The organism is Micromonospora sp. NPDC050187 (assembly GCF_044459745.1).
Classification (GTDB): Bacteria; Actinomycetota; Actinomycetes; order Mycobacteriales; family Micromonosporaceae; genus Micromonospora.
Window position 1 is genome coordinate 22,566 of record NZ_JBITJH010000019.1, and the last position, 12,789, is coordinate 35,354.

Sequence of the window (12,789 nt, forward strand, 5' to 3'; positions counted from 1 at the left end):
TTCATTCCGCGGCGCCGCCGGGGCGGCGGGGTGGGATTCGGCGGGTACGACTGCGACGGGCGGCCGCGCGGAGCGCGGCCCGGGCCAGCTCCGGCCGGTCCACGGCACCGTCGAGGTGGGCGGCGAGCGCCCGGATGGTCGGGTGACGGAAGAGGTCGAGCAGCGCCAGGGAGCGCCCGGTCGCGGCGGTCAGCCGGGCGTGCACGGCGGCCAGGGCCAGCGAGTGCCCGCCGATGTCGAAGAAGTTGTCGGTCACCCCGACCCGGTCGCGTTCCAGCACCTCCCGCCAGACCCCGGCGATCAGTTCCTCGGTGTCGGTCAGCGCGTCCGGACCGGCGGGCAGCAGCCCGCGCGGCGGGTCGCCGGCGGCGACGGTCATCGCGCCGAGCCGGGCCACCCGGACGGTCGGCCGGGGCAGGTCGACGGCGACCGTGTCGACCGGTTCGTGCCCGGCGGCGGCCAGCGCGCCGACCAGGGCGGCCAGGTCGGCCAGGAGCGCGTCGATCCGCCCGGCGTCGAACAGGTCCGGGTTGTACACCACCTCGACGCCGAACCGCCCGTCCCGCTCCACCACGTAGACGGTGACGTCAAACGGGGAGCCGGGCTTGTCCACCCGCACCGGTTCGCCGGTCAGCCCGGCCAGCGTCAGCCGGGGCTCGGCGAAGTTGAGCACGTTGAACAGCACCTGCACCAGCGGGGCGTGCGAGGTGTCCCGGGTGATGCCGAGCGCCTCGACGATCCGGTCCAGCGGCGCGCCGGAGTGGGCGGTGGCCTCGTGCAGCTCGGTCGCGCAGCGGTCGACCAGCTCGGCGAAGTCAGCCCCGCCGCCGGTGCGGACCCGGACCGGCACGGTGTCGATCAGGAAGCCGATCACGTCGTCGAAGGCGGCCAGCCGCCGGTCGGCGACCACCGCGCCGAGGACGTGGTCGTCGCCGCCGGTGAGCCGGCCGAGCAGGACGCCGAAGCCGGCCAGCAGCACCGCCGCGCTGGTGGTGCCCCGGACCGCGGCGAGCGCCCGGACCGCCCGGTCCGCCTCGACCGAGAGGGTCACCCCGGCCTCCGCGCCCAGGTAGGTCTGCACCGCCGGGCGGGGCCGGTCGCGGGGCAGCTCCAGCAGGGTCGGCGCGCCGTCCAGGTGCGCGCTCCACCAGGCCACGTCGGCCGCGCCGCGCCGCCGGTCCCGCTCGACCCGCCAGACCGCGTAGTCGGCGTACGAGACGGCCAGCGGCGGCAGGGCGGGCACCGTCCCGGCGACCGCCTGGGCGTACGCGGTGGCGAGGTCGTCGTAGAGCACCGCCTCGGACCAGCCGTCGAAGACCGAGTGGTGCAGGGTGATCGCCACCACGTGCTCCCGCTCGCCGAGGCGGTACACGGTGACCTGCCAGGACGGGCCGGTGGCCAGGTCGAAGGAGTGCGCGGCCCCGGCGGCGAGCATGGTGCGCAGCTCCGCCTCGGCGTCGGCGGCGCCGGTCAGGTCGACCACCGGCACCGGCACGTCGGTCGGTTCGGCGCACACCGCGTACGGCACCCCGGCGGTCTGGAGGATCCGCCAGCGCAGCACGTCGTGCCGCTCGGCGACCGCCCGCAGCGCCGCCCCCAGCGCGGCGGTGTCCAGCGGACCGTGCAGCCGCTGCGCCAGCGCGATGTTGTACGGGGCGCTGGACGAGGCGATCTGGTCGACGAACCAGAGCCGGCGCTGTGGCGCGGACAGGGTCGGCGGGTTGCCGGTGGTCAGCCCGTCCTCCTCGGCCGGGGCGGCGGCGCGGACCGCGTCGACCAGCCCGGCGAAGGTGCGGGCGGCGACCACGTCCCGCGCGTCGACCTGCCGGTCCAGCTCGGCGCGGAGCGCGGCGACCAGACGCATCGCGGCGACCGAGTTGCCACCGGCGGCGAGGAAGTCGGTGTCCGGGCCGGGGGTCGTGCCGAGCAGTCGGGCCCAGAGCCGGGCCACCGCCGCCTCGACCGGGTCGGCGGAGTCCACCACGTCGGCGGTCGGGTCGGGGCGGTCGGCGGCGGCCCGCTCGCGCAGGGCGGCCCGGTCGAGCTTGCCGGTGGTCGGGCTGACCGGCAGCGCGGGCAGCCGCAGCAGGCGGGCCGGCTGCATGGCCGGGGTGAGCCGGTCGGCGGCCCAGTCCCGGATCTCCTCGTCGCCGGGGGCATCGGCGGGGGTGAGGAAGGCGACCAGCTCGGTGCCGGACGGGCCGTCGACGGCCTCCACCGCCACCCGGTCGACCGCCGGGTGGCCGACGAGCACCGCCTCGACCTCGCCCAGCTCGATGCGCTGGCCCCGGACCTTCACCTGGCGGTCGATCCGCCCCAGGTAGGCCAGCCGGCCGTCCGGGCCCTGCCGGACCAGGTCGCCGGTGCGGTAGAGCCGCTCGCCGGGCACACCGGAGAAGGGGTCGGGGACGAAGGCCGCCGCGGTCAGCGCCGGCCGGTCGAGGTAGCCGTCGGCCAGGCCGGGACCGCCGACGAGCAGTTCCCCGCTCTCGCCCGGCGCGACCGGACGCAGGTCGGCGTTGACCACGTACACCCGGTGGTTGGGCAACGGCAGGCCGATCGGCACCGGGTCGGTCTCGTCGCCGGTCAGGTCGCCGGCCACCACCGCGACGGTCGCCTCGGTCGGGCCGTAGGCGTTGACGAACCGCCGGCCCGGCGACCAGCGGGCGGCCAGCTCGGCCGGGACCGCCTCGGCGCCGCAGAGCACGGTCCGCCAGCCGGGCAGGGCGGCCGGGTCGAGCAGGGCGAGCACGGTCGGGGTGAGCAGCCCCCAGTTGACGTCGTGCGCGGCGGCGAAGCGCTGCAACCGGAGCGGGTCGGCCCGGTCGTCGGCGCCGACCAGCTGCACCGCGCCGCCGTGCGCCAGCGGCACGAACAGGTCGATGACGGCCGCGTCGAAGCTGAGCGAGGCGCTGGCCAGGCTCCGGGTGCCGGCGTCGACGCCGGTGCGGGCCGCCCAGCCGGTCACGAACTCGGCGAGGCCCCGGTGGGTGACGCGGACGCCCTTGGGGCGACCGGTGGACCCGGAGGTGAAGAGCACGTACGCGGTGTCGCCGGGGCGCGCCGGGCAGGGCGTGAGCGGGGCCGGGCCGGGCAGCCCGACGGTCTGCACCCCGGCGACGTCGCCGAACTCCGCCCCGGCGGCGTCGCCGACCACGATCCGCACACCCGCGTCCCGGGCAATTTCCCGCAGCCGCGCACGGGGGCCGCCCGGGTCGAGCGGCACGTACGCCCCACCGGCCAGCAGCACGCCGAGCACGGTGACCACCAAGTCGGGGCGGCGGGTGGCGCACACGCCGACCCGGCTGCCGGGACCGACCCCCCGCGCACGCAGCGCGGCGGCCACCCCGGCGGCCCGTTCCACCAGGTCGCGGTAGCTGAGCCGGTCGTCCCACTGGCGGACCGCGGTGGCGTCGGGGGTCCGGGCGGCCTGCTCCCGGACCAGGTCGGCGAGGGTCGCGTCCGGCCAGGGCAGCTCGGGCCCGTGGGCGGCGGCCGGGTGCGGGGTGGGGGTCATCGGTGGGCTCCGGATCCGGTGGGGAGGGCTTCTCCGTCGACGACGTGCAGCCGCAACTCGCTGAAGTAGCGCCGGCCGGCCTGGTCGGGCACCCAGGCCTGCTCGGGGGTGGGCAGCATCTCGGTGAGGGTCACCGACACGTCGTCCCCGTCCTGGCTCCGGGCGGTACGCAGCATCGAGCAGAACGCCGAGGCGTAGAACGGGCTGCTCAGGTCGAGGAAACAGGGCTTGGTCTCGGTGGCGAGCTTGACGTACACCTGCTCGGGCAGGCCCAGTTCGCGCCGCCACCGCCGGACGGCGAGGAACCGCTCGCGTTCACCGGTGACGTCGGCCAGGCCGGTCCCGCCCAGCGTGGTCCGCCAGGTCTCCCGGGCCACCACCAGCCGGTCCAGGGTGATCCGGGGCGTGTGCGGGGCGGCGGCGACCAGCTTGAAGCCGTCGACGGCGTGCATGGTGAGCGGGCCGGCGAAGACCTCGTCGAGGGTCCACGTCCGCCCGTCGGGGGCGACGGCGACGAGCTCCCCGTCCCGGTCGACGACGGTCAGGTCCACGGTGGGCAGCACCCGGTCCGGGTCGGCCCCGGCGGCGGGGGCGAAGGCCAGCTGCCGGTCGGCGGGGCCGACCAGGCTCTCCGCGACCCGGCTGGTCCGGCGCGGCCACTCGTCCGGCACCAGCAGCCGGACCCGGCGGCCACCCAGGTCCTCGTCGAGGGCGGCGCGCAACCGCTCCACGTCCGGGTGGGACGGGGTGAACACCTCGCAGTCGAACGACGCCCAGGCGGCGTGCAGCTCGCCGAGGACCACGGTGTACTCGCCCCGGGCCAGCGCCTCGGCGTCCCGGGCGCAGATCTGCAGGTCGGGGCTGTGCAGCCGGGCGTTCGCCCAGGTCGGTGGCGCGGCCGGGAAGACCTCGGCGGCCCGGTCGGCGAGCCCGGCCACCCCGACGTCGAGCCGGCGGGTGCCGGCCGGCAGCGCGTCCAGCCCGAACAACCCGGCCCAGCGGCGGGCGAACTCGGCGGCCACCGCGTCGACCGGGCGGTCCCCGGTGCCCCAGAACAGGCCCTGGGCGAGGAACCACAGGTCGGCCAGGGACACCTCGCCGCCGCGCGCGTCGGCGCGCAGCTCGTCGTACAGCTGACGGAACGCGTCGGCGTACGCGCGCCGCAGCGCCTCGACCAGCCACCGGGCCGCCTGGAGCAGCACGGCCATCGGCGCGGCGATCTCCCGCAGCAGCGGACCGCCGACCACGACGTCGAGGTCCCGGCTGGTGTCCTCGTAGCAGAGGGTGCGGCCGGCGTACATCTGCCCGTCCCGGCGGCGGGGCGACTGTCCGGTCAACTCGGTGAAGAGGGAGTCCAACCCGGCCAGGGCCTCCCGGAGCCGGTCCGGGTCACCGGCCGCGCCGGCCACCGCCTCCCGACCGGCGCGCAGCCGGTCCAGGCCGGCGCGTGCCCGGGTGCGCACCGGCTCGTCGCCGATGGCGTCGATCCGCGCACCGAGCACCCGTTCGGCGTCCGGGCTGACCGGCAACAACGCGTTCCAGGTGATCAGCTCCCGTTCGACGAAGCGCTCCAGCAGGGCGTAGCCGTCGTCGGGGCGCCGCAGCCCGAGGTCGGGGTCGGCGACCACGTGCACGGCGGGACGGCGGCCGTCGCAGGCGGCCAGCAGCGCCGCCTCCACGGTGGAGAGTTCCAGCGGCGGGCGGCCCGGACGGCGCACCGTCCGGCCGTCCAGGCCCAGGTGAGGGGCGAGCATCGGCGGCCACCAGCGCCGCACGGCCGGGTCCCGGCCGAGCGCGTCGGCGTACGCGGCCACCGCCCAGGACTCGAAGGCCACCCACCGGCGGCGGGTCAGCTGCTCACCGGGCCGTGCGGTCAGCGGCGTCGCGGCGTCCGGGTCGACGGTCACCCAGCAGCTCGGCCCGAAGAAACCGACCGTCTCGTTCTTGCCGCAGTAGCGCTGCCAGTAGCGCAGCAGGGCCTTCTCCCGGTCCCGGCGGCGGACGTTGCGCGGGGCGTCCGGCCCGGCGGCGACCAGCCCGTCGAGGGCGGTGAGCACGTTCGGGTTCTGCCAGGTGACCGCCTCGCGCAGCAGCGGGTCGGCGGCGATCCGCCGCAGCGTCTCGCCACCGTCGCGCAGCGCCTCGGCGAACGTGGCGTCGAACGGGTCGGCGGGAGCGCCGTCGAGCAGCTCGTCGGCCGCGGCGGCGGCCTTCGGGGCGGCGAGCGCGGTCAGCCCGTCGGCCGGGAACCCGGTGGTCCGCAGCAGCGCGTCCCGCCAGACCGACCAGTGCGTGTCGCCCAGCGGCACCCGGTGCCCACCCGGCCCGGACGGGGCGACGGCCTCCGCCCGCGCCGTCGGGGCGGCGGGCGCGGGCGGCGGGGTGGCCGCCGCGGCCAGCAGGTCGGTCCGGATCACGGCCAGCACGTCGGCGAGCCGGTCGTGCAGGAAGAAGTGCCCACCGTCGATGTCGTGCAGGACGAAGCCGGCGGTGGTGTGCCGGTCCCACGCCGCGCTCTGCTCCCGGGTCACCGCCAGGTCGGTACGGCCGCTGAACGCCACGATCGGCACCGGCAGCGGCTCCTCGGGGGTGTACCGGTAGGTGTCCACCCGGCTGAAGTCGGCCCGCAGCAGGGGCAGCAGCAGCTCGACCAGCTCGGGATGTTCGAGGATCTCCTCGGGCAGACCGCCGCCGGCGCGGAGCCGGGCCAGCAGTTCCTCGTCGTCGACCCGGGAGAGCCCGTCGAAGTGGCTGGTGTCGGTGACGTGCGGGGCACGGGCACCCCCGACGTAGAGCCGTACCGGCAGCGGCCGGCCGGTACGGCGCAGCTCCCGCACCACGTCGAAGCCGAGCCGTCCGCCCATCGAATGGCCGTAGATGGCGTACGGCCGGTCGGCCCGCGCGGCGATGGCCTCGGCGACCTCCGTCACGTCGAAGTCCGGATCCTCGGCGATCCGCGCCTCCCGGCCGGGCAGCTGCACCGGTTGGACCTCGACGTCCTCGCCGATGGCGTCCCGCCAACGGCGGAACGCGCTGGCCCCGGCCCCGGCGTAGGGCAGGCAGAACAGTTGCACCGACGCGTGGGGACGACGTCCGGTGGAGGCGAACCAGGTCACCGCTGGCCTTTCTGAGGAGGGTCGATCCAGTACCGGTGCCGCTGGAACGGGTAGGTGGGCAGGCCGGTGCGCCGGCCGCCGCCGTCGGGGTGCAGCGCCGCCCAGTCGACGTCCCCGCCGGCCAGCCATCCGGCGGTCCGCTCCAGCAGGTCCGCCGGGACGCCGGCCACCCGGTCCCCGGTGGCGAGCAGGTCGTCCAGCGCGGTCACCGCGCCGGCCGGGTCGGTCGCCGCGACCAGCGCCCGGCAGCCGAAGGCCCGCCGGCCGGTGGCCAGGGTCCAGGCCACGTCCGCCAGCGACGCGGCGGTGCCGGCCAGGTGGGTCCGCAGCCGGGTGACCGCCGCGCGCAGCGCCTCGGGGGTACGCGCCGACAGCGGCAGCAGGTACGTGCCGTCCGACGGTTCGGCCGGCTCGTCCGAAGGTGGCTGTTCCACCACGACGTGCGCGTTGGTGCCGCCGAGGCCGAACGAGCTGACCCCGGCCACCCGGCGCGGGGCCTGCGGCCAGTCGCGGGCCTTGGTCGGCACGTAGAACGGGCCGTCGGCCAGGTCGATCTCCGGGTGCGGGCGGGTGAAGTGCAGGTTCGGCGGGATGACCCCGTGCTGCACGGCGAGCACCGCCTTGATCAGCGAGGCGATGCCGGCCCCGGCGTCCAGGTGGCCGATGTTGGTCTTGACCGAGCCGAGTGCACAGGTCTCGGCGGGGGCCGCGCCGGAGTAGACCTCGTGCAGCGCGGCCACCTCGATGGCGTCGCCCAGCGGGGTGCCACTGCCGTGCGCCTCGACGAGGCGGACCTCGCCGGGGTCGACCTCGGCGGCGGCGAGCGCGTTGGCCACTGCGGCGGCCTGCCCGGCCGGTCCGGGCACGGCGAACCCGGCCCGTTCCGCCCCGTCGTTGGTGACCGCCCAGCCGGGCAGGATCGCGTAGATCCGGTCCCCGTCGGCCTGCGCGTCGGCGAGCCGGCGGAGCACGACCACCCCGGCACCGGAACCGAAACCGGAGCCGGCGGCGGCCTCGTCGAACGCCCGGCACCGGCCGTCCGGGGAGGCCATCCCGCCCGGGGTGACCCGGTGTCGCGGCCAGGTGACGTTGACCCCGCCGGCCAGGGCGACGTCGCACTGGTAGTCGGCGAGGCTCTGCGCGGCGAGACAGACCGCCACCAGCGAGCTGGAGCAGGCGCTCTGGGTGGCGACGGCCGGCCCGGTCAGCCCCAGCCGGTACGCGACCTGTCCGGGGAGGTGGTCGGTGAACTGCCGGCCGATCAGCCGGGCCTCCCAGTCGTCCGGGTCGACGTCGCCGACCACGGCCGGGTTGTCCATCAGGTGGAAGAGGAAGTAGCGGTTCGCGGAGGTGGCCGCGTACACACCGACCAGGCCGGGGAACCGGTCCGGGTCGCACCCGGCGTCCTCGAGCGCCTCCCAGGCGGTCTCCAGGAAGATCCGGTGCTGCGGGTCGGTGCGGGCCGCCTCGTCGGGGCCGAAGGAGAAGAAGTCGGCGTCGAACTCGTCCACCCCGGCCAGCCGCCCGGTGGCCCGCACGTGCCGGGGGTCGGCACGCAGTCGGGGGCCGATGCCGAGGGCGGCCAGTTCGTCGTCGGTGTGGTCGTGGACGGCGTCCACCCCGGCGCAGATGTTCCACCAGAAGGTGGCGACGTCGGGCGCGCCGGGGAACCGGCCGGCCAGGCCGACCACGGCGATCTCGTCGCCGGTGTGCTCCCGGACGCCGACCGGCGGCGCGGACGGGGTGGGCAGGGCGGGAGCCGGGACTCCGGCGGCCGGGGCGTCCAGCAGCCGGGCCTGCGCGGCCACCGTGGGGTGCGCGAACAGCCGGGGCATGGGCAGCCGCACGCCGAAGCGTTCGGCCAGCCGCTCCTGCACCAGTCCGAGCAGGAGGGACTGCCCACCGAGGTCGAAGAAGCTGTCGGTGCGGCCGACCGCCGTCCGGCCGAGCACCGCGCACCAGATGTCGTGCACCGCCCGCTCGGTCGGGGTGGTCGGCTCCTGACCGGCCGGCAGGGCGGCCGGCGGGTCGGGCAGCGCGCGTTCGTCGACCTTGCCGGTCACGGTGAGCGGGAACACGTCGACCACGACGACCGCCCGGGGCAGCGCGTACTCCGGCAGTCGGCGGGCCAGCGCCGCGCGCAGGGCCGCCGGGTCGAGCGGCCCGCCGGCCGGGGTGGCGTACGCGAGCAACTCGCCGTCCCGGGCGATGGCGCGGACGGCGGCGACGCCCGGTAAGTCGGCGAGGTGCGTCTCGACCTCGGTCAGCTCGATCCGGTGCCCGCGCACCTTGACCTGCCGGTCCAGCCGGCCGAGGCAGACCAGCTCCCCGCCGGGCAGCCGCTCGCCCAGGTCACCGGTGCGGTACGTGGGCACCCCGTCCGGGTCGACACCGAACCGGTCGCTGTCGAGGTTGAGGTAGCCGGGGGCCAGGTGCACGCTGCGGACCTCGATCTCGCCGTCGGCGGTGAGGTCGACGGCGTACCCGGGCAGGGCGTGGCCGATCGGCAGTGGACCGGTGCGGGTGGCGTCGGCCCCGGCCAGCGGCACCGCGTACCGGGCGGCGAAGGTCATCTCGGTGGCGCCGTAGCCGTTGACCAGCAGGCAGTCGGCGGCGAACCGGTCCCGGCCACGGGCCGCGTCGGTCCAGGTGGCCTGCTCTCCGCCGAGCAGCACCACGCGGACGTGGTCGAGCCGGCGGTCGCCGAGGGTGTCCAGGAGGAAGCGGTAGACGGTAGGGGTGGAGTGGTAGACGGTCACCCGGTGCCGGACCAGCTCGTCGACAGCGTGGGCGAGCCCGTGCCGGCGCAACTCCACCGGGACGACCGCCGCGCCGGTGAGCAACGCCGGCCAGAGGTCCGGGATGGCGGCGTCGAAGCTGAACGAGGCGAGCAGGCTGAGCCGGTCGTCGGGACCGAGGGCCAGGGTGGCGATCTGGTTGTCCACCACGTGCCGCAGGTTGCGGTGGGTCTGCCCGACGGCCTTGGGCACCCCGGTCGAGCCCGAGGTGAACAGCACGTACGCCACCGCGTCCGGGTCGACCGGCACCGGCGCCAACGGCGCGGCGGCGGGAGCGTCGGCGACCAGCACCCGCGTCCCGGGGCGGGCCTGGCTCAACCGGCGCGCGAGTGTCTCCCCAGCGGCACCGGTGAGGATGGTCCCGACGTCGGCGGCGGCGAGCATGTGCCGCAGCCGGTCCTCGGGGAAACCCGGGTCCAACGGCACGTACGCGCAGCCGGCGGCGAGCGTGCCGAGCATGGCGGCGATGGTGGGCACGCCGTGCGCGGTGAGCAGGGCGACCCGCGCACCGGTGGGAACCGTGGCGGCGGTCAGCGCGGCAGCGTACCCGCCGGCCAGTCCCCGGAGCGCGGCGTAGCGCACCGGCCGTTCGCCGAGCACGGCCGGTCGGTCGGGGTGCCGCGCCGCGACGTCGACGAAACGGTGGACGATCGTGGACTGCGGCATGTCAGTGCGCGATGACCGTCCGCAGGCCCACCCGCACACAGCGTCCGACGCCTGCACTCATTGATCCCCCCAGGATTTCCACAGTAGAGAGCAGCATAGGCCGGGTCGGCCGACTGGGAAGATCATCGATCGGGAGTTGGACCGAAGGTCCGACCCCAGGTCGGACGTCGGACATGACGAGCCGTCCGATCAGCCCTCCACCGCAGGAACCTGTATGGCCCGGGGGACCACCGGACGGTCATCCTACGCGGAACCGAGGCCGGTCCGGGAGAACTTCCACCTGATGGACCGACAGCCTTCCGGTGCCGTGGCCCACCCGACGCCACGAGGGGATGCGTCGCGACAGGTGCCGGGCCCATCATACGGTCTGTTGTGGAATGACGCCGCCCCGTCGATGTCGAGCGGGTGTCCCGGCGGTCGCCGACGCACGGGCCGCCGTGGACCGCTACGGTGGGCGCCATGGGCAAGCCGACCCGCTGGGTGACCGAGACCGGGCCCGACCATTCCCGCTGGTACGTCGACCGGTTCCGCCAGCTGGCCGCCGAGGGGGCGGACCTGACCGGCGAGGCACGGCTGTTGGACGCCATGGTCCCGCCCGGCGCGCGGATCCTCGACGCCGGCTGCGGCACCGGCCGGGTCGGTGCCGCGCTGGCCGACCGGGGGCACACGGTGGTCGGGGTGGACGCCGACCCGGTGCTCGTCGAGGCGGCCCGCGCGGACCACCCGGGGCCGACCTGGCTGGTCGCCGACCTCGCCGAGCTGGATCTGCCCGGCGAGCCGTTCGACGCGGCGGTGGTCGCCGGCAACGTGATGGCCTTCGTGGCCCCCGGCACGGAGCGGGACGTGCTCCGCCGGATCGCCGCCCACCTGCGCCCGGACGGGGTGCTGGTGGTCGGGTTCGGCACCGGCCGGGGTTACCCGCTCGCCGACTTCGACGCCGACGCGTCCGCCGCCGGGTTGCACCGGGAGCACCGTTTCGCCACCTGGGACCTGCGGCCCTGGCGGGCCGACGCCGACTTCGCGGTCACCGTGCTGCGCCGCCCCGCCACCTGACGCGCCACGCCGGCGCATACGTCGACGCCGCCGTCGACGTCCCCGTGGGCGACGCCGACTCCGTCGGCACGTGCGGACCCGCACCGACGCCCGTCAGGCGGGCGCAGCGACCTTCCGGGCCGCCTCCGGGTCCAGCGGGCTGCCGGCGGGCACCAGGCTGACCAGGCCCGCGGGTAGGCGCACCGGCCGTACGCCGGGGTAACCGAGCACGCCCAGCACCTCCGTCGAGGCCACCACGTGCCGCCGGCCGAGGTCGGTGACGACGGAGACGGCACCGCCGGTCGCCCCGGGTGCGGCGACCGACTCGACGACCACTCCCCGGCCCGGCTCGACCACCACCTGGTCGGCGACCACACCCGCCGCCCCGTCGGCTCCACCGCCACCGGGCACCGCCCCCCGCTCCGGCACGGTCGCGCCGACGCGTACCTCCCGGACGCCGCCGTCGTCACCGACCTGCCCGCAGATCGCGCCCGCGTCGGGATGGGCCAGTCGGGGTGGACTCGTCGGCGGGGCGGTGGGGCCGCCCGGCACGAGGTCGGGCAGTTTCGGCAGGCGGGCGAAGCGGCCGAGGGTCAACGGCCGCGGGTCGCCCTGCCCGGTCCGGGCCAGCAGGAGACTCGCCTGCAACTCGGTGATGCCGGCGATCCCGTCCCGGTCGACGACCACGTACTGACGGCCACCCCCGGAGTTCGCGACCAGGTGGACGTCGCCGATGTCGGCACCGGAGACCGCGTCGGACGGCTCGCCCAGGTCGGGCAGGTCCAACGGCGCCAGGTCCGGGCCGGCCGGCAGGCTGTCGAGCAGCGCCGGTGCCACCGGCACCGCCCGCTGCCGGGTCGCGGCCAGCGCGGCCAGCACCCGGTTCACGTCGCGCAACCGGTGCCGGTGCCGGTGCCAGACCAGGTGCAGACTGCCGTCCGGTGGCCGGAGCAGCACCGCGTCGTCGCCGAGCGGTCGGCCGTCCCGGGCGGTGGTGCCGACCAGAAGTACCGAGCGGGGCACCGTCGCGTCCGCGCCGGTCACCGAGCAGACCGTCCAGGGCGCGGTGGTCAGCCGGCCGGCGGCCGGCAGCGAATCCGGCGCGTCGGGAATGCCCAGCGGAAGCCCACGCGGCACCCCCTCGATCGAGCGGCGGGCGACCAGCACGGTCTTCGCCCGCTCGGCACCGATGATCAGCAACGCCGAGGCGTAGTTCGACACCGGGTGGAGCTTGCCGTCCCGGTAGACGAAGCGTGCGCCGGACTCCTTCTCGACGACCACGGCCCGCTCGTCGCGCCAGCCGGAGCCCCCGCCGGCGAAGAGGCCGTAGAGCGCGGACCCACCGAGCACGATCACCGCCACCAGCACGCTGGCCAGGGCCGCGCCGGCCAACCGGCGGAACGGGGAGACCACCGGGTCCGTCTCCCGCATGACCAGGGCGACGACCGCGCGTTGGACGGTGAACTGGTACGAGTGGAGCTGGTCCTGCCGCGACGGCATGCGGTCCCTTCCCGGTGCTCGGCCGGGTCACAGGATAAGCGGGGCGCCATCACCGCGCGTGCCGGGCCGAGCCGCTGCGGTGACCGACCGGCCACGCCGTGGCGTGGGCCGACGACGGCCGGGCGGGCATCCCCGGGACCGGCCCCTGCGGCGCACGGCC

At 76.4% G+C, this 12,789-nt stretch carries 5 protein-coding genes; 1 reads left to right on the forward strand and 4 read right to left on the reverse strand.

Features of this window, described 5'->3' with window-relative positions; genetic code table 11:
* Position 1: 1 nt before the first annotated feature.
* Genes ACIBJE_RS24700 through ACIBJE_RS24710 form a run of 3 tightly spaced genes read right to left on the reverse strand, consistent with a single transcriptional unit; the run spans position 2 to position 10,097 of the window.
* The gene (locus tag ACIBJE_RS24700) at positions 2 to 3,517 is read right to left on the reverse strand and encodes an amino acid adenylation domain-containing protein (RefSeq protein ID WP_396752154.1); all 3,516 of its coding nucleotides are present in this window, start codon (positions 3,515 to 3,517) and stop codon (positions 2 to 4) included.
* Positions 3,514 to 6,633: a thioesterase domain-containing protein gene (locus ACIBJE_RS24705; RefSeq protein WP_396752157.1), complete on the reverse strand. Its 3,120-nt coding sequence runs from the start codon at positions 6,631 to 6,633 to the stop codon at positions 3,514 to 3,516. Before ACIBJE_RS24705 ends, ACIBJE_RS24700 begins: the two co-directional genes overlap by 4 nt.
* Positions 6,630 to 10,097, reverse strand: a complete 3,468-nt coding sequence (locus ACIBJE_RS24710) for a beta-ketoacyl synthase N-terminal-like domain-containing protein (protein ID WP_396752160.1) — start codon at positions 10,095 to 10,097, stop codon at positions 6,630 to 6,632. Before ACIBJE_RS24710 ends, ACIBJE_RS24705 begins: the two co-directional genes overlap by 4 nt.
* A 459-nt stretch (positions 10,098 to 10,556) precedes the next feature.
* On the opposite strand from ACIBJE_RS24710, the gene ACIBJE_RS24715 reads away from it, so the two are divergent.
* Positions 10,557 to 11,150 carry a class I SAM-dependent methyltransferase gene (locus ACIBJE_RS24715; RefSeq protein WP_396752163.1) on the forward strand — a complete coding sequence of 198 codons (594 nt, stop codon included), beginning with the start codon at positions 10,557 to 10,559 and terminating at the stop codon, positions 11,148 to 11,150.
* A gap of 93 nt (positions 11,151 to 11,243) precedes the next feature.
* Here the strand turns inward: ACIBJE_RS24715 and eccB are convergent, their stop codons facing one another.
* Positions 11,244 to 12,629, reverse strand: coding sequence for a type VII secretion protein EccB (gene eccB / locus ACIBJE_RS24720; RefSeq protein ID WP_396752166.1), 1,386 nt, complete (start codon positions 12,627 to 12,629; stop codon positions 11,244 to 11,246).
* Between the last annotated feature and the right edge of the window lie 160 nt (positions 12,630 to 12,789).

Excerpts from the sequence above, each read along its gene's own strand:
- eccB (WP_396752166.1), bottom strand. The coding sequence starts at position 12,629 with ATGCCGTCGCGGCAGGACCAGCTCCACTCGTACCAGTTCACCGTCCAA.
- ACIBJE_RS24700 (WP_396752154.1), bottom strand. The coding sequence starts at position 3,517 with ATGACCCCCACCCCGCACCCGGCCGCCGCCCACGGGCCCGAGCTGCCC.
- ACIBJE_RS24715 (WP_396752163.1), top strand. The coding sequence starts at position 10,557 with ATGGGCAAGCCGACCCGCTGGGTGACCGAGACCGGGCCCGACCATTCC.
- ACIBJE_RS24710 (WP_396752160.1), bottom strand. The coding sequence starts at position 10,097 with ATGCCGCAGTCCACGATCGTCCACCGTTTCGTCGACGTCGCGGCGCGG.